This is a genomic window from Shewanella halifaxensis HAW-EB4 (assembly GCF_000019185.1).
Classification (GTDB): domain Bacteria; phylum Pseudomonadota; class Gammaproteobacteria; order Enterobacterales; family Shewanellaceae; genus Shewanella; species Shewanella halifaxensis.
This window is the reverse complement of the sequence record NC_010334.1, coordinates 4,951,915-4,973,145: the sequence shown is the minus strand read 5'-3', so window position 1 is coordinate 4,973,145 and position 21,231 is coordinate 4,951,915. Positions and strand designations below refer to the sequence as shown.

22 protein-coding genes and 1 other RNA gene are annotated in these 21,231 nt (G+C 44.2%); 16 read left to right on the top strand and 7 right to left on the bottom strand.

Features of this window, described 5'->3' with window-relative positions:
- The first annotated feature begins 25 nt into the window (after positions 1-25).
- From SHAL_RS21110 to SHAL_RS21070, 9 genes are all read left to right on the top strand, one after another.
- Positions 26-1,105 (top strand): pilus assembly protein PilM, encoded by a 1,080-nt coding sequence (locus SHAL_RS21110; RefSeq protein ID WP_012279144.1) that lies wholly within the window; start codon positions 26-28, stop codon positions 1,103-1,105.
- Positions 1,093-1,674, top strand: coding sequence for a PilN domain-containing protein (locus SHAL_RS21105; RefSeq protein ID WP_012279143.1), 582 nt, complete (start codon positions 1,093-1,095; stop codon positions 1,672-1,674). Before SHAL_RS21110 ends, SHAL_RS21105 begins: the two co-directional genes overlap by 13 nt.
- Positions 1,671-2,291: a type IV pilus inner membrane component PilO gene (locus SHAL_RS21100; protein ID WP_012279142.1), complete on the top strand. Its 621-nt coding sequence runs from the start codon at positions 1,671-1,673 to the stop codon at positions 2,289-2,291. Before SHAL_RS21105 ends, SHAL_RS21100 begins: the two co-directional genes overlap by 4 nt.
- Positions 2,291-2,806, top strand: coding sequence for a pilus assembly protein PilP (locus tag SHAL_RS21095; protein ID WP_086020067.1), 516 nt, complete (start codon positions 2,291-2,293; stop codon positions 2,804-2,806). Before SHAL_RS21100 ends, SHAL_RS21095 begins: the two co-directional genes overlap by 1 nt.
- A 21-nt stretch (positions 2,807-2,827) precedes the next feature.
- The gene (locus SHAL_RS21090; RefSeq protein WP_041416166.1) at positions 2,828-4,879 is read left to right on the top strand and encodes a type IV pilus secretin PilQ; all 2,052 of its coding nucleotides are present in this window, start codon (positions 2,828-2,830) and stop codon (positions 4,877-4,879) included.
- Between the two features lie 214 nt (positions 4,880-5,093).
- Complete coding sequence (gene aroK, locus SHAL_RS21085; protein ID WP_012279139.1) at positions 5,094-5,609, top strand: shikimate kinase AroK; 516 nt, start codon at positions 5,094-5,096, stop codon at positions 5,607-5,609.
- A 3-nt stretch (positions 5,610-5,612) separates the two neighbouring features.
- Entirely contained in the window at positions 5,613-6,692 is a 1,080-nt protein-coding gene (aroB, locus tag SHAL_RS21080) for a 3-dehydroquinate synthase (RefSeq protein ID WP_012279138.1), read from the top strand.
- A 160-nt stretch (positions 6,693-6,852) separates the two neighbouring features.
- Positions 6,853-8,274, top strand: coding sequence for an AAA family ATPase (locus SHAL_RS21075; RefSeq protein ID WP_012279137.1), 1,422 nt, complete (start codon positions 6,853-6,855; stop codon positions 8,272-8,274).
- A 54-nt stretch (positions 8,275-8,328) separates the two neighbouring features.
- Positions 8,329-9,168, top strand: a complete 840-nt coding sequence (locus SHAL_RS21070) for a Dam family site-specific DNA-(adenine-N6)-methyltransferase (protein ID WP_012279136.1) — start codon at positions 8,329-8,331, stop codon at positions 9,166-9,168.
- Positions 9,169-9,204: 36 nt separating this feature from the next.
- Here the strand turns inward: SHAL_RS21070 and SHAL_RS21065 are convergent, their stop codons facing one another.
- Both SHAL_RS21065 and SHAL_RS21060 read right to left on the bottom strand, forming a co-directional pair.
- Positions 9,205-9,390, bottom strand: a complete 186-nt coding sequence (locus SHAL_RS21065; protein WP_012279135.1) for a DUF2970 domain-containing protein — start codon at positions 9,388-9,390, stop codon at positions 9,205-9,207.
- An 8-nt stretch (positions 9,391-9,398) separates the two neighbouring features.
- Entirely contained in the window at positions 9,399-9,737 is a 339-nt protein-coding gene (locus tag SHAL_RS21060) for a hypothetical protein (RefSeq protein ID WP_012279134.1), read from the bottom strand.
- A 215-nt stretch (positions 9,738-9,952) separates the two neighbouring features.
- Here SHAL_RS21060 and rpe point away from each other — a divergent pair, with 215 nt between their 5' ends.
- Genes rpe through trpS form a run of 3 tightly spaced genes read left to right on the top strand, consistent with a single transcriptional unit; the run spans position 9,953 to position 12,345 of the window.
- Positions 9,953-10,627, top strand: coding sequence for a ribulose-phosphate 3-epimerase (rpe, locus tag SHAL_RS21055; protein ID WP_012279133.1), 675 nt, complete (start codon positions 9,953-9,955; stop codon positions 10,625-10,627).
- Positions 10,628-10,630: 3 nt separating this feature from the next.
- Entirely contained in the window at positions 10,631-11,329 is a 699-nt protein-coding gene (locus tag SHAL_RS21050) for a phosphoglycolate phosphatase (protein ID WP_012279132.1), read from the top strand.
- A gap of 5 nt (positions 11,330-11,334) precedes the next feature.
- A complete protein-coding gene (gene trpS / locus SHAL_RS21045) occupies positions 11,335-12,345 on the top strand; it encodes a tryptophan--tRNA ligase (protein WP_012279131.1) in 1,011 nt (336 codons plus the stop codon).
- A 77-nt stretch (positions 12,346-12,422) separates the two neighbouring features.
- Here trpS and SHAL_RS21040 read toward each other — a convergent pair whose 3' ends face one another.
- A complete protein-coding gene (locus SHAL_RS21040) occupies positions 12,423-13,292 on the bottom strand; it encodes a LysR substrate-binding domain-containing protein (RefSeq protein WP_012279130.1) in 870 nt (289 codons plus the stop codon).
- 144 nt (positions 13,293-13,436) lie between these two features.
- On the opposite strand from SHAL_RS21040, the gene SHAL_RS21035 reads away from it, so the two are divergent.
- Complete coding sequence (locus SHAL_RS21035) at positions 13,437-14,321, top strand: DMT family transporter (RefSeq protein ID WP_041416164.1); 885 nt, start codon at positions 13,437-13,439, stop codon at positions 14,319-14,321.
- 32 nt (positions 14,322-14,353) lie between these two features.
- Here the strand turns inward: SHAL_RS21035 and SHAL_RS21030 are convergent, their stop codons facing one another.
- The 4 genes from SHAL_RS21030 to SHAL_RS21015 all read right to left on the bottom strand — a co-directional run bounded on the left by SHAL_RS21030 (position 14,354) and on the right by SHAL_RS21015 (position 17,904).
- Entirely contained in the window at positions 14,354-14,923 is a 570-nt protein-coding gene (locus SHAL_RS21030) for a BON domain-containing protein (protein WP_012279128.1), read from the bottom strand.
- A complete protein-coding gene (locus tag SHAL_RS21025; protein WP_012279127.1) occupies positions 14,920-15,513 on the bottom strand; it encodes a phosphoheptose isomerase in 594 nt (197 codons plus the stop codon). The genes SHAL_RS21030 and SHAL_RS21025 overlap by 4 nt, the downstream gene beginning before the upstream one ends.
- Before the next feature lie 64 nt (positions 15,514-15,577).
- The gene (locus SHAL_RS21020) at positions 15,578-15,919 is read right to left on the bottom strand and encodes a YraN family protein (RefSeq protein ID WP_012279126.1); all 342 of its coding nucleotides are present in this window, start codon (positions 15,917-15,919) and stop codon (positions 15,578-15,580) included.
- 110 nt (positions 15,920-16,029) lie between these two features.
- Positions 16,030-17,904: a penicillin-binding protein activator gene (locus SHAL_RS21015; protein WP_012279125.1), complete on the bottom strand. Its 1,875-nt coding sequence runs from the start codon at positions 17,902-17,904 to the stop codon at positions 16,030-16,032.
- Positions 17,905-18,006: 102 nt separating this feature from the next.
- Between SHAL_RS21015 and rsmI the strand changes: the two genes are divergently transcribed.
- From rsmI to SHAL_RS21005, 3 genes are all read left to right on the top strand, one after another.
- The gene (gene rsmI / locus SHAL_RS21010; protein ID WP_012279124.1) at positions 18,007-18,849 is read left to right on the top strand and encodes a 16S rRNA (cytidine(1402)-2'-O)-methyltransferase; all 843 of its coding nucleotides are present in this window, start codon (positions 18,007-18,009) and stop codon (positions 18,847-18,849) included.
- A gap of 95 nt (positions 18,850-18,944) precedes the next feature.
- Positions 18,945-19,296: RNase P RNA component class A (rnpB, locus tag SHAL_RS22445), an RNA gene on the top strand.
- Positions 19,297-19,451: 155 nt separating this feature from the next.
- A complete protein-coding gene (locus tag SHAL_RS21005; protein WP_012279123.1) occupies positions 19,452-21,215 on the top strand; it encodes a DUF3258 domain-containing protein in 1,764 nt (587 codons plus the stop codon).
- Positions 21,216-21,231 lie beyond the last annotated feature (16 nt).

Here is a 21,231-nt window from a genome sequence, read left to right as displayed (position 1 = left end):
ATAACTATAAAAGTGACCTTGGACTATGCTTTCTAAGTTTTGGAAGCGTCAGGCTCCGCAGATGGTTGGGATAGATGTGGGATCCCATGAAGTTAAAGCGATACTGCTGAGTAAGACTGCTGATGGGTATAAAATATTAAGCCATGCTGCCGTTCCTTTGAAAAAAGGAGCCGTTAATGATCATGAAATTCGTGATAGCGACGCCGTTGTTGACGCGTTAAAACAGATAAAGCGTGTATTACCCAAGTCTACCAAATTTGCTGCAGTCGCTGTTTCTGGCTCAGCGGTCATGACCAAAGTTATTTATATGGATTCTGCATTAAGTGAAGAAGAGATGGAGGCTCAAATTGAAATTGAAGCCGACAACCTTATTCCTTACTCGCTCGATGAAGTGAATATTGATTTTGAAACGTTAAGTACTAATCGTACCGATCCCACCAAAGTAGATGTGCTATTAAGTGCTTGTCGCAGCGAAAATATCGATAGCTTAAGCGACTCACTCGATGCGGTAAGTCTAGAAGCTAAAGTGGTTGATGTTGAAGGTTATGCGTTAGGGCGTTCTTTTGACATTATCGCTGGCCAACTGCCTGATGATATTAGCGACAAAGTCGTCGCGCTGGTGGATATTGGTGCCAACATCACCACATTTTCTGTTGTTGAGCACGGTGAAACAACATTTGTACGAGAGCAAGCTTTTGGTGGTGAGCAGTTTACCCAGTCTATTTTATCTTTTTATGGTATGACCTATGAGCAGGCTGAAAAAGCTAAGCTTGAGGGCGATCTACCGCGCAATTATGTATTTGAAGTCTTATCACCATTCCAGACTCAGTTATTACAACAAATCAAGAGAACACTGCAAATTTACTGCACGTCTAGTGGTCGCGATAAAGTCGATCATATTGTGTTGTGTGGTGGTACATCTAAGCTTGAAGGTATGGCTAACCTAATGGTTAATGAGCTCGGTGTTCATACGATTATTGCCGACCCATTCCAAGGTTGCTTACATGCCGATGAGGCGATAAAAAATCACTTACAGCCGCAAATTAGCAAATATATGTTGGCCTGTGGATTAGCGCTAAGGAGCTATTCAGAATGGCGAACATAAACTTATTACCTTGGCGTGAAGAGGCAAGAGAGAAGCAGAAGCGTGATTACACCGGTATTTTAGCGTTAGTCTTCTTGGTTTCTGGTTTAGTGGTTTATCTGTCCTTGATGGCAATCGATATGTTTATCGATGATCAAAAAAGTCGTAATGCCTATCTACAATCTGAGATCCAACTTCTGGAATCGCAGATCGCCGAAATTACCAAAATCCGCACCCGTAAAGAAGATATCGAAAGGCGCACGGAAATTATTTTGGGGCTGCAGCAGTCGAGAAACTTACCCACCCATGTTTTAGATGAATTAGTGCGTGTGGTACCGCCTGGGATTTACCTTTCTAGCATCGAAAAGAAAGGCAGCATGCTGTGGATAGAGGGACGAAGTGAGTCTAACAATAACGTCGCCAATATGATGAGAAAGATCGCGGCCTCAGCTTGGTTGCAGGATCCTAATATGCAATCAATTGTGGCGCAAAATGAAGAGTTGAGACAGCTGCAGCGCTTCACGTTGAGAGTGACAATCATCAATGGCGATGGTCAAAACGCCGATGAAATCAAAGGGGCTAGCAAATGAACCTCGACTTGAGTCAGTTTAACGATATTGATTTTGAAAACATCGGTGCTTGGCCACAGCTAGTCAAAGTTGTGTTTGCTGCAACGTTGGCTGTGTGCGTGTTTGTTGGTGGTTACTTCCTATTTGTTTCAGATGCTCTGGATTCGCTGAATGTTGAAGAGGCCAAAGAACAACAGTTAAAAACAGACTTTAAGTCGAAGTATCAATTGGCTGCGAATTTAAAGTTATATCGTGAACAACTGGCAATAATGGAAGTGCAGTTTGCTGAACTTTTAAAGATGCTACCTTCAAGAAATGAAATGCCAGGCTTGCTAGACGACATTACTTTCGTGGCGACAGATTCAGGGTTAAATATTAAGAGCCTAGATTGGGAATCAGAAATCGCCCGCGATTTTTATATCGAATTCCCTATAAAGATTGTTGTCAGTGGTGACTACCATGAGCTAGGTCATTTAGTTGGGGGGGTGGCTAAACTCCCGCGTATCGTCAGTTTGCATGACTTTGTTATTAGACGAAATGACTCTGGCGCACTAGGTATGGATATTTTAGCAAAAACTTACCGCTTTAAAGAGGGCGCAGAGTTACCGGATAAAGATAAGAAGGGGGCAGCAAAATGATGAAATTGCTACCGCTTATAATGATGAGTGTTTTGCTGACGGGGTGTATCGGGGATAAAAGCGATCTTGAGTTGTTTGTTACAACGACTAAAACTCAGCATGTTGCTCATATTCCCCCGTTAAAAGAAACGCCAAAATTTGAGCATTTTGCTTATCAAGCAGACTTAATGAGAAGTCCATATGTGCCACCTTCAAGGGAGTTGACGGAAGAGGTCATCGACACGACGAAGGACTGCTTGCAACCGGATCTTAAGCGCCGTAAAGGGCGACTAGAAACCTACGCATTAGACAACCTAAGAATGCGAGGTACTTTGAGTGAGAATGATGAGATTTGGGCTTTGCTTGAGACAACCGATGGCAGTGTTTACCGTTTAGGTGCGGGCCAATATCTAGGTCTCTATCATGGGCAAATAGCTAACGTAACACCACAAAGTGTCGAAATAATAGAATTAATCCCAGATGGATCTGGCTGCTGGACGGAACGCAACAGTAGTATGGAATTGACTGGAGAATAATAAGAGATGACTGAGGGAACAATGAGATCTTCAACCACGTCAAAAGCCAGTTTTAAGGTGATGCCTTTAGTTAAGGCTATTATTGGTTTCGTATTAATCGTTGGTATGACTCAGCATTCGTATGCAGCTAACCGACTCATTGATGTGAAATATCACGCCGTTGTTGATCACCAACTTGAGTTACAGTTGGTTTTTGAGAATGATATTCAAGAACCTGATATTGATCTAAAGGCCTCGCCAGCGCAGATCATTTTGGGATTTGATAACAGTATTTCTGCGCTAGAAAAGCAAACCTTACCGATTAAAACCGTAGGTGTTGAAACGGTAAGTACTGTACCCAATGGCAATGACTTGCAAGTGTTTATTGGTCTAGACAAGGTAAAGCCGTATCAAGGTAAGGTCGTCGGTAATACCTATCGTTTAACCATTAACGATGAAGTCGCTAGCGAAGGTGCAAGTAGTGAAAGCCCTTTCGTTAATAACATTGAAAATATTGATTTTCGTCGCACCGCAGATGGTGGTGGTGAATTATTGGTTAAGCTAAATAATAGCTCTGTGGCTGCTAACGTTGAGCAAGTTGGAGCCAAATTAGAGCTTAAACTTTACAATACAGATATTAATCGTGACTTCTTATATGTCATGGATGTGTATGACTTCGCGACCCCAGTTAAGAGCTTTGAAACTTTTAAAGAAGATCTTACTGCCCGTTTTCTTATCGATATTGACGGTGACTATGAATACAACTATCAGCAAGATGGCAGTTTGTTCAAGTTAACGATGAAGAAAAGCGAACGCATGAATATCGTTAAGGAAGAGAAGAAATATGATGGACGTTCGCTATCGTTAAACTTCCAGAATATTTCGGTTAGAACCGTGCTGCAGATTATTGCCGATTACAATAACTTTAACCTAGTGACCAGTGACACGGTTGAAGGCGATATCACCTTAAGGTTGGATGATGTGCCTTGGGATCAAGCATTAGATCTTATTTTACAAGCTAAAGGTCTAGATAAGCGTATTGAAGGTAATATCTTAATGATTGCGCCTAGCGAAGAGATCGCTATCCGCGAGAGCCAAGAGTTAAAGAATCGACAGGAAGTGAAGCAGCTTGCACCGCTATATTCTGAGTATTTACAGATTAATTATGCCAAAGCTAAAGATATTGCGGCACTGTTAAAGGGAGAGGACTCAAGCCTTCTAACTGCTCGTGGAAGTGTGGCTGTCGATGAACGTACTAACACACTATTGGTTAAAGATACCGAAGAGACGCTTGAAAATGTTCATCGCTTAATTGAAGTGCTAGATATTCCAATCAAACAGGTATTGATTGAAGCGCGTATGGTGACGGTAAAAGACGATGTTTCAGAAGATCTTGGTGTACGCTGGGGGGTAACTGACCAGCAAGGAGATAAAGGCACTTCAGGTAGTCTTGAAGGTGCTGGAGATATCGCAAATGGTATCGTTCCAAGCTTAAGCGATCGTTTAAACGTTAATCTTCCCGCAGCTGTAGCTAACCCAACAAGTATTGCATTTCATGTGGCAAAGCTTGCCGATGGCACAGTACTCGATCTTGAGTTAAGTGCGCTTGAGCAGGAAAATAAGGGTGAGATTATTGCTAGCCCGCGTATTACCACCTCTAACCAGAAAGCGGCTTACATCGAGCAAGGTGTAGAGATCCCCTATGTTGAAGCAAGCTCGAGTGGTGCCACAACGGTAACCTTTAAGAAGGCGGTGTTGTCACTGCGCGTGACGCCACAAATCACACCTGATAACCGTGTGATTTTAGATCTTGAAATTACTCAAGATTCACAAGGTAAAACCGTAGATACACCGACAGGACAGGCTGTTTCAATAGATACACAACGTATAGGTACACAAGTGCTGGTGGACCATGGTGAGACGATTGTATTAGGCGGGATCTATCAGCAACAACTTATTACCAAAGTCAGTAAAGTACCTATATTGGGCGATATCCCATATTTAGGTTTTATGTTCAGAAATAGTTCTGATAAAAATGAGCGTCAGGAATTGCTAATTTTTGTTACGCCGAAGATAGTCTCAGAAGCGCTATAAATTATTTAGCCATACAAAGCCAGTGTAATCCGCTGGCTTTGCCATTTTGGTCGATAGATTTTCGATAGAAATGCATTCCCCGCTTGCCATAGATGGCACTTAGCTGAGATAATCAGCGGTCAAGTCTCAATAGAGCAAGGTAAGATTAAAGGTCAACTCCGTTTATTTGAGTTGACGTAGGCAAACTTAAATAAGATTCAGACGTATAAATCAAATGGCCGAAAAACGTAATATTTTCCTAGTAGGCCCTATGGGGGCCGGTAAAAGCACTATAGGCCGTCATCTGGCACAGATGCTGCACTTAGAGTTCCACGATTCAGATCAAGAAATTGAAAGCCGTACAGGCGCTGATATCGCTTGGGTTTTTGATGTTGAAGGTGAAGAGGGTTTCCGCAACCGTGAAACACAGGTTGTCGCTGATCTAACCGAAAAGCAAGGTATTGTCTTAGCAACGGGCGGTGGTTCGATTCAAAGCAAAGAGATCCGTAATAATCTTTCTGCACGCGGCATCGTTGTCTATCTAGAAACAACTATCGATAAGCAAGTCGCTCGTACGCAAAGAGACAAGCGTCGTCCATTGCTGCAGGTCGATGACCCAAGAGAAGTGCTAGAGAACCTAGCCGAGGTGCGTAATCCTCTTTATGAAGAGATTGCAGACGTCATTGTTAAGACTGACGAGCAAAGTGCCAAAGTTGTTGCAAACCAAATTATTGAACAGTTAGGTTTTTAATATATGACTAAACAAGTTCTGGTAGAGCTCGGAGAGCGCAGTTACCCAATTGAAATTGGCCAGAATTTGTTTAGTAATAGCGAGCCTTTGGCTCGCTATCTTCAACATAAAAATATCCTTATTGTCACTAACGAAACGATAGCGCCTCTCTACCTTCAATCGGTAGAAGCTATGCTGTCTGATTTCGCGTGCGCCACTCCCGTGATCTTGCCTGATGGCGAGCAATATAAAACCCTTGAACAGATGAATGCGATATTCACCTCATTGCTAGAGCAAAATCTAGGTCGAGATACGGTTTTAATTGCATTGGGTGGCGGCGTGATTGGCGATATGACCGGTTTTGCTGCAGCTAGCTACCAACGGGGTGTGGATTTCATTCAGATCCCAACAACCTTGTTATCGCAAGTAGACTCATCTGTTGGTGGTAAAACCGCCGTTAATCACCCGCTAGGTAAAAATATGATAGGAGCCTTCTATCAACCTAAGTGTGTGTTAATTGACACCAACTGTTTAAGCACTTTACCGAAACGTGAATTTGCAGCTGGCATGGCGGAAGTCATTAAGTATGGTGTGATTTGGGATGCCGAATTTTTCCAATGGCTTGAAAACAACGTAGAAGCGTTGAAATCATTGGATACACAAGCGCTTGAATACGCAATTAGTCGTTGCTGCGAAATTAAAGCTGAAGTGGTAGAGAAGGATGAAACCGAACAAGCTGTGCGTGCACTGCTGAATCTCGGGCATACCTTTGGTCACGCTATTGAAGCTGAAATGGGCTATGGTGTATGGCTGCATGGTGAGGCTGTTTCAGCTGGCACAGTCCTTGCTGCAATGACCTCAAACAAGCTTGGGTTGGTTGATGAGTCAATTGTTTGTCGTATCACAGCGTTATTAGCGGCATTTGATTTACCTATAACCGCACCCGAAACAATGGATTTTGAACAATTCATTAAGCATATGCGCCGAGACAAGAAGGTGCTCAAAGGTCAATTACGACTCGTTTTACCTGAAGGCATTGGCCAAGCAGGGATCTACAGCGACGTTACCGATGAGCTACTGGAAGAGGTTATCAACTGCGCATAAATTATGTTGCAGGTGATAGGTGAACGCTAAACTCAGTATAAAAAAACAAGTCTTAGATTTTTCTTTCCTGGCTATGACCTTGAGGCATAGTTGTGGATCTTTACTGCTTAAAATTAATGCCAAGGCTGTATGGCCACAACTGAATTGGGGTCAGCTTTAGATGTCGTTTTCAGGCTCAGCTTTATTACCAAGCCAAGATGCACTGTTGCATCGTCTATTGCATCTCAGTTTGTATGGCGAGCAGTTGATGGTGTTAACCGGTGAAGACGGTGCCGGCAAAACCACGCTGGCCACGGCACTGCTTAATGAGTTAGAACATCATAGCTCCGCATTAGTTATTTGCCCCAAGCACTGCGATAGCGCTGAAATCAGGCGCAAAATATTGGTTCAGTTGCTAAGCGACCCTGTGTTTGATGATGAAATCCCCTTACCTGAGTGCTTACTTAGCGTCGTTGACTCTTTGCCTGCTGAGAGCTGCATCGTGCTCGATGACGCCCATCTATTGCCGCTTGATATCTGGGCCGAGTGTATTGTACTCAGCCAAATATATTTATCTGGCAAATCGATTAAGATCTTAATGACATCGCCTATTGAGTTTTATAATGATGTTGCCGATCAGCTACCAGAACCACTGTTAGAACAAGTATTACCCATACATATTGAGCCGTTAGAGCAAACGGAACGCGAAGGGCTTTATTACACCCTGCTAAGTCGTAGTGAGCAGCAACCGTTCACTCCAAGGGACATCGTTAAAAATCGTTTAGAGATGCAACTCGGTACACCTAAAGAGGTGGTGGGTTTGCTTGAGCTTGCGCTTAATGGTGAGCAAGTTCAGCTACCGCAAAAGTCTAGATTAAAAATGATTATTATCGTTTCAACACTATGCCTCATTGCCTTGCTAGCGAGTTGGTTACTAATCGATAGTCATGAGGTTCCTGACGATGTTAAGGCTAAAAAAGTTGAGTTTGCGATTAATCTTAGCCAAAGGGGTGGGCTAGATAATAGGTTTCTTATTGAATATGCCGAGCGAGTTCTTAAGCATTACTCGCCGACATCTAGCTTCGTCATATCGAATTCAGACCAACTTGAGCCAAGTGGTGATATTGCTGCAGCGGTCACTACATATAAAGCCAAGCAAATAACGACTTTTACTGCTGAGCAGCAAGAGCCTGTTAACGCAACAGCCCCGCAATCATCAGATAAGCCAAATGAAGTGCCGCCAAAAGTTATAGATAATCGCGTTGAAGCGGCCTCGATGGTGGAGCAAGATAACTTGGTGACTAAATCAGCGCGGGCCAGCAGGCCCATCGCGGGTTATACGTTACAGCTGGTTAGTGTAAAAAAGCTAGACTCTTTGCGTAACACTCTCTTAAGGCTTGAAGATATTCCCCAAGTGAAAGTGGCGCGCTATAAGAAGCGCTGGGTGGTGTTACTCGGAGAGTTTTCTAGTCGAAAAATTGCGCAAGAACAGTCGGCATTATTAATGGCTAAAACGGGGATTTCAGAGCCGTGGATCCGCTCTTGGCACAATCTTAATGAATATGAGCTACAAGATGTACTTCCAACTCGTGAAATTCAATAATAAACAGAGTACAATCATCAGCTCTCTTTTTTTCACAGTGTTCAATCAATTTAAATGATTAAAAAACAAAGAGCCTTTTTAAAGTGGGCTGGCGGAAAATTTAAACTGATTGAAGTCTTATCAGAGCATTTGCCTGAAGGCGATCGCCTCGTCGAACCCTTTGTTGGGGCTGGCTCGGTCTTTCTCAATACCCACTACAGCAATTATCTATTGTGCGATATTAATCATGATTTGATTAACTTGTACAAGATCGTGCAAAAAGAGCCCGATAGATATATCGAAGCTGCCAAGGCACTCTTCGTTCCTGAGATGAACGACAAGGAAGCCTACTATAAAGTTCGTACGGCTTTTAATGCCACCAAAGATCCTTTTACGCGCTCAGTATATTTCCTATATATGAACCGTCATGGTTTTAATGGCTTATGCCGTTATAACCGTAAGGGAGGCTTCAATGTGCCGTTTGGTTCGTATAAAAAGCCTTACTTTCCAGAAAAAGAGATCCGTGGCTTTTCAGAAAAGGCGCAAAATGCAGAGTTTCACTGCATAGGTTATGAACAAGCGATAGATATGACTCAAACGGGTGATGTGGTGTATTGCGATCCGCCTTATGCTCCTTTGTCATCGACAGCCAGTTTTACGACTTATGTGGGCAGCGGGTTCTCGTTAGATGATCAGGCCCTGCTCGCAAGAAAGGCACGCCACACGGCGATAGAAAGAGGTATTCCGGTACTCATTAGTAACCATGATATTCCGTTGACGCGTGAGTTATACCATGGTGCTCGTTTCGATACGATTCAAGTTCAGCGCAATATTAGTCAGAAGGGCAGTGGCCGTAAAAAGGTCGATGAGCTTATAGCGCTGTATGATGATTCATACCATAGTGAGAACGACTAACCCTAACCCCTTTCATTACTCTCAGGCAGTGATTGCTTATCGTAATACCTGCTCAACGATAAGTAACAGCGCTGCCACAAACATAATCGCTAATATTATGCCCATGATGATAAAGGGAATGGGTGAAGATGTTTGAAAGTCGCGCGTGCGGTTTCGCTCTGTTTGCACCCCAATAAATGCAGCAATAGTACTCGATAATATGTGCCATAAGCGGCGCAGCATATTGTCGATTACTTGCCGTTGAGTGGGGAACTCTTGCTGATAGGTGCACTTTCATGGCCGTATAGCAGTTCAAACAGATCGATAAAATGCAATTGATTGGTCTGGCTGTTACCAGTTAACCAGCTTTTCCAACTTAGATCGTGAGATTGATTTGCACAGCGGTTGCTGGGGTGGCTAGCGGGTAGACTAGGGTTGTACTGACTAGCATCTGCATCGCAAGCACAGGCCGCATTAGCTGCGGTTTCGGTTAAATTCGAAGAGGGGGCAAAGCTGGTAATTGCTGCACAGGCAAGCGCAAGAATCGCAGCAGATTTAAGCATTGCTGTATTCTGGATAAGTCCTTTCATCACGCCTCCTTTTATTAACGCCCTTTACCAAGCTAGACGAAACAGTATAGCAAAGTAGGCTATATTTTAAACATTTTTTAATGGTAAATTCTATTTCACTGTTTAAGTGAAATATTTTATCCCTGCAATTTAACTGAAATGGGCGCTCAGGTGTGGAGGGCTATGGCTGCAGCAGGTAGAATAGCGTACTTCTTAAACATTCAGGTGAGTTCGTTATGCGTCCATTTTTGATTGCTCCTTCTATTTTATCTGCTGATTTTGCTCGTTTAGGTGAAGATGTCGATGCCGTATTAAACGCGGGGGCTGATGTGGTTCATTTTGATGTTATGGATAATCATTATGTGCCAAATTTAACGATTGGGCCTATGGTGTGCCAAGCCTTGCGTAATTATGGCGTCACTGCCGATATTGACGTTCACCTAATGGTGAAGCCTGTTGACCGTATCATTCCTGATTTTGCTGCAGCCGGTGCTTCAATTATTACTTTCCATCCTGAAGCCTCTGAGCATGTGGACCGTACTCTGCAGTTAATTAAAGAATCTGGCTGTAAAGCGGGGCTAGTGTTTAACCCTGCTACACCACTGCACTATCTTGATCACGTGATGGATAAGTTAGATGTGATTTTGCTGATGTCAGTTAACCCAGGCTTTGGTGGGCAGTCATTTATTCCGTCTACTTTCGATAAGTTGCGTCAGGTGCGTAAGCTGATTGATGACAGTGGTTACGACATCCGTTTACAAGTAGATGGCGGCGTAAAGGTCGACAATATTGCTGAAATCGCAGCAGCGGGTGCAGACATGTTTGTTGCAGGTTCAGCCATTTTCAATAAGCCAGACTACAAAGCAGTAATTGATGAGATGCGTGCAGAATTAGCAAGCGTTGAGGCGTAATCAGTGAATACTTTTAGTCAAATAAAAGCGGTAGCATTTGACTTGGATGGAACGCTAATCGATAGCGTTCCCGATCTTGCTGCAGCGACTCGTGCAACCCTAGAAGAGTTAGCATTGCCTTTGTGCAGTGATGAACAGGTCCGTAGCTGGGTAGGCAATGGCGCCGAAATGCTGATGCGCAGAGCTCTCTCTTTTGCACTTAATACTGCAGTGACGGAAGAGCAGCTACAAGCTTGTATGCCAAAATTTATGCATTTCTATGGGCTCAATCTGCAACAACATAGTCAGTTGTATCCCGGCGTTGAATCTGTTCTAGAGCAGTTGCAACAAGCCGGTTACCGCATGGCGATTGTTACTAATAAGCCCTATGAGTTTACCCTGCCACTGCTTAAAGCATTTAATATTGATGCTTACTTCAGCATGGTACTTGGTGGCGACTCTTTATCTAAGATGAAACCCGATCCACTGCCACTACAGCACATTTTGCACGAGTGGCGCCTCGAAACTGAGCAATTATTGATGGTCGGTGACTCAAAGAACGATATATTAGCGGCAAAATCGGCTAAGGTTGCCTCTGTGGGCTTGACCTACGGCTACAACTACGGTGAAGATATTGGGCTAAGCGGCCCTGACGCCGTATGTGAACAATTTAGTGAAATAACCGCGCTACTTAAATTGCGCGATAAAGCAACGGAGCAATAAACAAGATGACGAACCCTTTAACGAAACCAGTAGTTCTAAGCGGAGCGCAGCCATCAGGCGAGCTGACCATCGGCAACTATATGGGCGCGTTACGTCAGTGGGTTGCAATGCAAGATAGTCATGATTGCCTTTATTGCGTCGTTGACCTGCATGCGATTACTGTCAGACAAGATCCTGCCAAACTACGTGAAGCGTGTCTTGATACGTTAGCACTGTATCTGGCTTGTGGTGTTGATCCTAAGAAGAGCACGGTATTTATTCAGTCTCAAGTTCCACAGCACACACAACTTGGTTGGGCACTAAACTGTTACACCCAGATGGGTGAGCTAAACCGCATGACGCAGTTTAAAGATAAGTCGCAAAAGCATGCTAACAACATTAACGTGGGTCTATTTAGTTACCCTGTGTTGATGGCAGCAGATATTTTGCTTTATCAAGCGAATGAGATCCCAGTGGGTCAAGATCAGAAGCAGCATCTAGAGTTGACCCGTGATATCGCGACTCGCTTTAACAATGCTTACGGTGAAACTTTCGTGATCCCAGAGCCATTCATCCCTGAGCATGGTGCTAAGGTGATGTCGCTGCAAGATCCACTAAAGAAGATGTCTAAGTCTGATGATAACCGTAATAACGTTATCGGCTTACTTGAAGATCCAAAAGCGATCATGAAGAAGATCAAAAAGGCGATGACAGATGGCCAAGAGCCACCAGTCGTGCGCTTCGATGTTGCCGAAAAGCCGGGTGTTTCTAACTTGCTAAGCCTAATGTCAGGCTGTACTGGTCAGTCGATTGCTAGCCTAGAAGCCGAGTTTGAAGGCAAGATGTATGGTCATTTAAAAGTGGCTACGGGTGACGCCGTTGTCGGTATGCTTGAGCCGCTGCAGCAGCGCTTTAAAGAGTACCGTGCAGACCATGACTTCTTGAATCAAGTGATGAGAGACGGAGCTGAAAAGGCGCAGGCTCGCGCTGAGGTGACGATTAAGAACGTTTACGAAAAAATTGGTCTTATCGTTTAACTCGACGACTAATTTATACTGCTAACTTGAAAGCCAGCAATAGTCGCTGGCTTTTTTATTAGCTTAGTTTTATAAAGTTACTGCAGGCTTAACCAGCTCACAAACGCCGCAATAGCGGGGTCTTTCAGACGACGTTGTTTACAGCTGAAATAGAACTCAAATCCAGTCAAAATATCAGGCAAGTCAAGCTCGACCAACAATCCTTTTTCAATATCAGCCTGCACCATAAAGTCTGATGCCAGTGCTATCCCTTGGCCTGCAATGGCCGCTTCAATCGCTAACAGCACATGACTAAAAATATGTTGTTGCTGATCAGCGGGTAGCACTAAGTTATTTGCTACAAACCACCTATCCCAATCTAATCCCAGTGGACCTTCGTCAACCGTCAGCAGCGGGTGCTTAGCTAATTCGTCCAACGCTAGGCTATCTGGATCCAATAAGTTTGGACTAATAACCGGAATTAAGCGTTCTTTATGCAGTAAGTGATGGTGATAACCTAATTGACCACTTTGGCCCGTGATGAACATATCTGCCACGTTATCACTTAGCTCTGGGTCATCGGTGATCATGTTGAGGCGGATCTTGATTTGAGGGTGTTGGCGTCTAAAATCGCTGAGTCTTGGAATTAGCCATTTGATCGCAAATGAGCTGTATACAGCAAGGCGAAGTTGATCATTGCTGTCACCACTGATCTGCATACTTAAATCACTCAACTCGTTAAAGATCCGCTCTAGTTCTCGATATAGCAACTCCCCTTTGCTAGTGAGCCGCAGTTGTCGTCCTTCTCGTTTAAATAGGCGTTCGCCGTAATGCTCTTCAAGCTGTTTAACCTGATGAGATACCGCACTTTGGGTGATGCATAACTCGGCTGCAGCACGTGAGAAATGAGACTGTCTGGCAGCGGCTTCAAAAACCTGTAAGGCTCTTAGTGGTGGGAGTTTGCGCATAGTGATTCGCTCAATGTATGAATTTAATAGGTGATCTTTATCATAGTATTAATTTAATTCATGATTGACGAAAAAACATCATTTTAGTTTGTCTTTTGCGGGATATATCATGCGCGCATATTCAGTTGTACTGTGGAAAAATAGATGAAATCCAATGTCATGATTGCGATGGCAATCCTCGTTTTTGGCAACCTTTTTAGCGCGCTCTATGATGTTTCCATTAAATGGATGCCTGAAGGAAGTAATGCCGCAACGTTCTTGTTAATACGGCAGATCCTATCGGTATTGATGTTGTTGCCTTTGTGGTTTTACGCCAAAAGACCTACGACTCAGCACCTGAAAGTACATTTATTTCGATCGAATACCGGTGCATTAGGCGCGGTATGTTTGATCATGGGACTGATGTCCTTACCTATCGCGACGGTTAGTTCATTATTCTTTTCTGCACCTTTGATGATAGTACTGATGGGCTCGATTTTTCTAAAAGAGAAAGTGACCGCGACTCAGTGGTTAGCCACTGTTTTGGGCTTCATTGGTATTTTAATTTTACTGCGACCCAGTGAAATTAATATATTTGGTATCGCAGTGCTGATCTCAGCCTTTAGCTTCGCGATTAACCAGTTAGCCCTACGGAAACTGCCAGACACTGAGAATCCAAGTGTGACTTTAATGCTCTACAACATGCTCAGTATTCCACTCACATTTATTATGGTGTTGGTACAGGGTTTCGAAGGTGTAAGCTGGGGGCTTATCGGCATAGCAGCGCTCAGTAACAGCTTCTTACTGGCATATCACTGGTTATGCGTATTGGCTTACCGTAAAGCGCAGGCGAGCCAGATAGCCATAGCTGAATACACTGGCCTACTATTTTGTGTATTGTTTGGCTGGCTGCTGTTTGACGAGTGGCTAGACGGTTTAAGTTGGGTTGGTGCGGGCTTTATTGTGTTGCCATCGCTAATTATTCCTTGGGTAGCAGCGCGCATGGCTAATTTAAGACCAAAAAAAATCATCGAACAAAAGGTTGGATGATTCTTCTAAGCGTTGGGTGTGGGGCTTGGTGATTAAGAGTCTGTGTATTCAAACACCTTAATCACTTTGCGCACGCCTGCGGTATTGCGAGCCACTTCCACGGCTAAATCGGCTTGAGCACGCTCAACATATCCGATTAAGAACACCTCACCATTTTCGGTGACGACCTTAATATTGGTCACATCTAACCCTTTTTCATTGAGCATACGACCCTTCACCTTAGTGGTGATCCAGGTGTCGTTGCTACGCGTAGTGAATGAGGTTGGGTTACCGATACGGATCTGGTTATGGATCTTACCGCCAATCTTTAACTCTTTAACAATACGAATGGCTTTATCGCGTAGCATTGAGTTTGGCGCTTGACCTATCATCAATACGTTAGAATTCATGACAATGCCGCTGATATTCGCCTGATTATTTAAGTCATCATGAGAAGCCAACGCACTGGAGATATTAAAATCGGCGTTGGTGTCATCTATCTGAGTCTTAAAGCTGCGCTCGTCATTAACCATCATTGCGCCGCCTACTGCGCCGACCATAACGGCACCTGCACAGCCTTGTAGCATTAACACAATAGCGATTAATGGGAGCAGTGCTCTCATGCCTGTTCGTCCTGCGGGAATAGCGTGTGGTCGATGTTGTCACACAGACAATGAATCGCTAGCAGGTGAACCTCTTGAATACGGGCAGTAACATTTGATGGCACTCGGATCTCAACGTCATTGACGCTAAGTAGACCAGCCATAGCGCCGCCATCTTTACCGGTTAACGATACAATCGTCATGTCACGGCTAAGGGCTGCTTCCATGGCTTTAATGACGTTGCCAGAGTTACCACTGGTTGAGATCGCCAGTAAGATATCTCCAGGTTGACCCAGTGCCATGATCTGCTTAGAGAAGATCTCATCGTAGCTGTAATCGTTAGCAATCGCAGTGATTGTTGAAGTGTCGCAGCTAAGCGCGATTGCGGGTAGTGGTGGACGCTCAATTTCATAGCGGTTTAATAGCTCCGCAGAAAAGTGCTGTGCATCACCGGCGCTACCGCCGTTACCACAAGCTAAGATTTTGTTACCACTAAGCAGGCAGTGCACCATCATCTCAGCGGCTTTGGCAATGGATTCTGGTAGTGCTTCAGAAGCATCAATCTTAGTTTGAATTGACTCTGTAAAGCTGTCTTTAATGCGTTCTAACATGGATAAACCCTATGTTTATTTATGCCCACTTTTGGCAGGGTGGTACATATGAAAATTAAACTATTTAAAATGCATCGCGGATCCACTGGATCCCTTGAGGATCGGCCGCAATGACATCGAAACGACATATGGCATCGATTCGATTTAACTGTATGTAATGGCTCGCAGCTTTTCTAATTCGCCCAGCTTGCGCAGCGCTCAACGAATTCACTGCACCACCGTATTGAGATGCAGAGCGGTATTTTACCTCAACGAAAACCCAATCGCTGCCGTCTTTCATCACAATGTCGATTTCACCAAAACGGTATCGCACGTTTTGTTCGACAAAGATTAGCCCGCGTTGTTGCAAATATTGCCGTGCTGCATGTTCGGCAATCTGGCCTTGATTTGGGTTATCTGCAGTCAAATTCGCTCATCCTTGTCGCGTCAATTTGAATATATCTTAAAGCGCTAGCCGAGACTATTTTCCTCGACGTATTTAACTGTAAAGTTTATTAAAAATTTACGACATCGGTTTTATAGCGGACGCAAGTTACCTCTTTGATAACGGCCCCAGCTGAGTTGGCGATGCAATGTGCCGTCAGGCTGCACCGATAACATACCGCTGCGACCAGTAAATTGATAGCCCGGCAGGGCGCGCATCTGGGCCAGTTTACCCACTAAATCCAATGCATCATAGCCCATAATAAATAGGCGCTTACGGCCATTACTCCAGTTAGGCCATAACTCGTTGACCATCTGGGTTTCGGTATTAGGAGTGATCAACCAAGGAATGTCGCTGATAGTGAGGTTATTTAGTTCTTCGGCGGTTTCGCGACTGTTACCTTCAACTCGACTACGGCTGGTGGTATAGAGCGGAACCGGATCGGCGAACACGCTGAAATTAACGTCGATAAAGGGCTTAAGTAGCGCTAAATCTTGGCTAGCAGAGATCATGTAAATCGCATCGATATCACGGCGAGAGCGAAAGTCGGCTTCAATCTTAGGTGTCAGGATCGCCTTAATACGCGCAATACGTTCTTTACTATCGATAACGCCTAAGGCTTTTTGTACGGTGACTTTCATCTTATCACCGCCGTCATAGTAATGGATTTCGGCAGGATTATTGGTCAGGGTTTGCCAAGCCTTATTAAAGCTTTCCGCCATGCGGTGGCCAACAGCATCGTTGCTGACTAATAGTAATGGTTGCTCAATACCGTCGTTGTATAGACGCTGGGCTGCATCAATTGCTTCATCAGTAGGCGACAAGGCAAAGAAAAACTTATCAGGGTCGGGCGTAAAGGTATCGATATGGTTCAAGTAAAGTTGTGGGATGGTCTTACTTGCAACAGGGCTCACAGCTGCTGTCTCTCCAGCCGTGCTAACGGCTTCACCTACAGCAGTCATATTCTGTAACTGCTCGACTTCAGACTGCAATAGTGGACCGATAATAAATTCGGCACCTGCCGCAACCGCTTGCTGGTAAGCGGCTTGTGCACCCGTTGCGGTATCGAAAAAGTTGAGTGTAACGCTGTCGTCACCCGTAGCCATATAGTTAGCAATAATGCCTTGCTTTACTGTGTTCGCCACCGTTGCACGCGAGCCAGTTAATGGCAGTAATACGGCAATATTCTTTGGCTGGTAAGGCTGAGTATTGAGCGCCTTTTCCAAATCTGTTGGTAGTTTTGCCGCAGCGGGATGATGCGGGTTAAGCTGTTGCCAGCTGCCTAGGTGGCGCACTAAGTCGTTAGGGTCAACGGCATAGTGCTTGGCGATATATGCCAGTTGTACCCAACCCGCAAAAATGGGGTTAGAGGTGTCGTTGCTAAAGCTTAATAGAGTTTGTTCATTAATCAGCTGTAGCGAGCGCCAAATGGTGTCGTTGACTTCCTGAGCCTGTGAGGCAGGTAAATACTGACTCAGTAAGCTTAATTGTCTAACTTGATCGATTGGCTGATTAATCAATTGATACAGATGAGCCTTAAATTGGTAATAACTTACCCATTGCCAGTCAGGCAGCGTCCAGTTGCTTGGATAATTAAGAACCTGTAGAGCATGATCATAGGTCGATGTCATCTCTAATACTCGAGCGGAAAGGTAAATATGCTCGGCAAGTAGCTCTGTTTTTTGGCTGATATCCTGTGAGATTGACTTCAATGCTTTATCGGCAGCGCTGGCATTACCTTCGTTGATGAAGGCGTGCGCGGCGAGTAAAACATATTTATCGCGGGTTTCTTTATTTTTTTCTTTGGCAGCAAGCGCCAAGTATTGTGATGACGTCTCGGTCACTACGGATAAAGAAACTTGAGTCTTTTCAGTCTTTACCGGTGCAGTCGTCGTGCCGCAACCGAACAAAACCGCTGATAAAATCGCGATAGAAATAAATTTTGTTGTATTCAGTCTTTTTAACACGGGTCTTCACTCTGGTAAGATGCTGCTAATAGTTTAACCTGCTCTTCCGCTTGGCGAAAGTATTGTTAGAAACTCTTGCCAACACTCAATACAGAGGTAGTTATGGACCTGTCGGTCGCGCTTTACATTGTTCCCACACCAATTGGGAATCTAGGGGACATCAGTAGCCGTGCAATAGAGGTACTTAATCAAGTATCGCTTATCGCCTGTGAAGACACCCGTCATAGTGGAAAATTGCTGAGTCACTTCGGTATCGAGACCCGTAAAACGGCTTTGCACGATCATAATGAACGTGACCGAGCGCAGTGGATCATTCAAAAACTGGGTAATGGCGAAGCAGTTGCTTTGATCTCTGATGCGGGCACACCGCTGATCTCAGATCCTGGCTACCACTTAGTTAAGCAAGTGCGTGAAGCGGGCTTTAATGTGATCCCACTACCAGGCCCATGTGCTGCGATTACGGCATTAAGTGCTTCAGGTTTACCCTCTGATCGTTTCACGTTTGAAGGTTTCTTGCCGTCAAAAGAGAAAGCTCGATTTGATAAGCTGACTGCACTGAAAGATGATCCTCGTACGTTAATCTTTTATGAGTCACCGCATCGTATCGTTCACAGCCTAGAATCACTCGTTGAGGCGTTAGGCGCAGATCGTGAAATTGTGATGGCTCGAGAAGTCACTAAAACCTTTGAGACTTTCTTATCTGGCCCCGCAGGTGAAGTACTGCAAACCGTTAAAGATGATCCTAATCAGCAGCGCGGTGAAATCGTGTTGATGTGTCATGGTCATCGCAGCGACGAAGAATCAGAGTTTTCGCCTACGGTGATTAATACGCTTAAATTGTTGTGTGAAGAGCTGCCACTGAAAAAAGCTGCGGCGGTTGCAGGGCAGATTTACGACATTAAAAAGAACGCACTTTATAAGCACGGATTATCTATAGGGCTTTAACTTTTAGCGATAGATCGCTAATAGATTCACCCTTGAGTTAAGCTGATTTGTGAAAGTCCTTGGTTTGTTGCTTGAGCTTAGGCTATAATCCGCGCCGAGTTGGCTAGACAGTTGCCGCGTTCGTAAGAACGGGGAGGAAAGTCCGGGCTTCAAAGAGCAGGGTACCAGGTAACGCCTGGGCGGTGTGAACCGACGACAAGTGCAGCAGAGAGGAGACCGCCTTCTTGATTTATCAAGGAGGTAAGGGTGAAAGGGTGCGGTAAGAGCGCACCGTGCGGCTAGTAATAGTTCGTAGCAAGGTAAACTCTACCCGAAGCAAGACCAAATAGGGTCCCGTATGGCGCTGCTCGCGTTGGGACCGGGTAGGTCGCTTGAGCCTGTGAGCGATTGCAGGCCTAGATGAATAACTGTCCACGACAGGACCCGGCTTATCGGCTTACTCTTTGGATGAAGACAACTGCTTGTTCTGCAAGCAGTTGTCTGATTTCTCATTTCAAATTATCTCACCTGTTACACGGTGTGTTACACCTCTTGTTACACGCTTTTCAAAATCTTATTCAAAGAACACTTCAGAATCTCCGTTATATCTTGAGGTGCTTATCATGAAATCAGTTCATGGATTCAAGCATCTATACCTTCGTAATAACACCTATTATTTCCGCTTTGTATTGCGCAGACATCGAATCAAGCATCAATTCTCCCTAAGTCTTAAATCGACAGAGTTTAGCGAAGCCATTGTTTCATGGAAGAAAATAAGTCTCGAAGTAACTAAGCTAAAAAAGCTTGTGCAGACTTATCAAAAGCATGAAACTGATGAAATTCGCCGCTTAGTTAATGGATTTAAAATAAGCATGCAAGAAAAGCTCACAATGCATCACATTGACCCTATCATTGCTGAATTAGAGCAATCCTATACCAGTAATGTCCATATGCTTAAGGTACTAGGAAGAAATTGCCCAATAGACTTTCCTGAGCGTTTTCATCACATGCTAGCCTCATTAGGAAATAATGCTTGTGGAATGCCTGTAGGAGAAAAGCTATATGAGGTGATGGATAGCATATCGAATGAGGATATGTCTGCCTTTCTACAGTATCTAGCAAGTATTCTCATTCGATTTACAGCCTCTGATGAAGACTTCAATGTTGACGGGTTAGCAGAGACTGCGAAGGAGATTTTAGCTAAGCATAACCTCTGTTTTGATGAGCAATCTCTAGAGTTTCAAGTATTGCTTAGTAAGCTTAGAACTTCATCTCAGATTCGAAACACATTGATTGAAACCGTTGTTTGTGAAGATGGAGTTAAAGAGCGTGAATTAACTCAATTACTTCAAACTCCCACGGTTGTAGCGAGTGAAGCTAAAACTAAAATAGATGTAGTTAGTAGTGCTCCACATTTTTCGGCAGTTTATGCTGAATTTTTACAGCATAAAATTAAGAAAGAGAAATTAGCTGACAAGGTACAGCAAGACTACGCTAGAAAGTATGTGGTGTGGCAATCCCTGACTGAAGATAAGCCTATTGACCTTTATTCTCCTAAAGATATTGGACGATTTATTGATCGCTGCTTTGAACTTCCGAAGATGAATATTGCACCGTATAGCAAGATGTCTTGGGCTGAGCGTTTAGAAGTCGATGTGCCTGAAGAGGATATGATCTCTCCTAAATCGGTCAGCCACTTCTATAAATGGCTGCAAGGAGTATTTGCCTACGCTAAGCGTGACACTATCGGTTATATCAACGCTTCACCTTGTTCGATTAAGCGCGAGTACAAATCAAGAACTCGTGGCGTATTTGACGATATCGAACTGCAAGTCTTCCTAAAGGCTGCTGATGACGAAAAGCAGGTTTGGCGAAAGTGGATGATCTATCTTGGCATCTATACCGGAGCAAGACGTGGTGAGTTGGTTCAGCTACGTAAAGAAGACGTTAAGTTTGATACGGCAACCAAACGCCATTACCTGCTAATTACTGATGAGCATGAGAGCCAAAAGCTTAAAACAGAGAATGCCAAGCGGAAGATCCCGTTACACATGGATTTGATTAATGCTGGCTTTATCGAGTACGTCGAATCCTGTAAGGAGAGGGTATTCGATAGGGTTAATAATCGTGAGGTGGTGACGGCATGGTTTGCAAGGCAGATGCAGAATATTGAAATCAATTCGATTAATGAGCTGGGACATATCCGCTCGTTCCATAGCTTTCGTCATACCTTCATTACCAAACTGATGAACGAAGGTGTACAGGTGAACTTACTCCAACAGGTAGTAGGTCATGAGATTAGTTCATTTGGAATCACTAGCAACTACACCCACAAGTCGACTGAACTTAAACATGTGTTGCCAGTAGTAGACCTGTTATTTGTATAGGCTTGAATTATTTTCT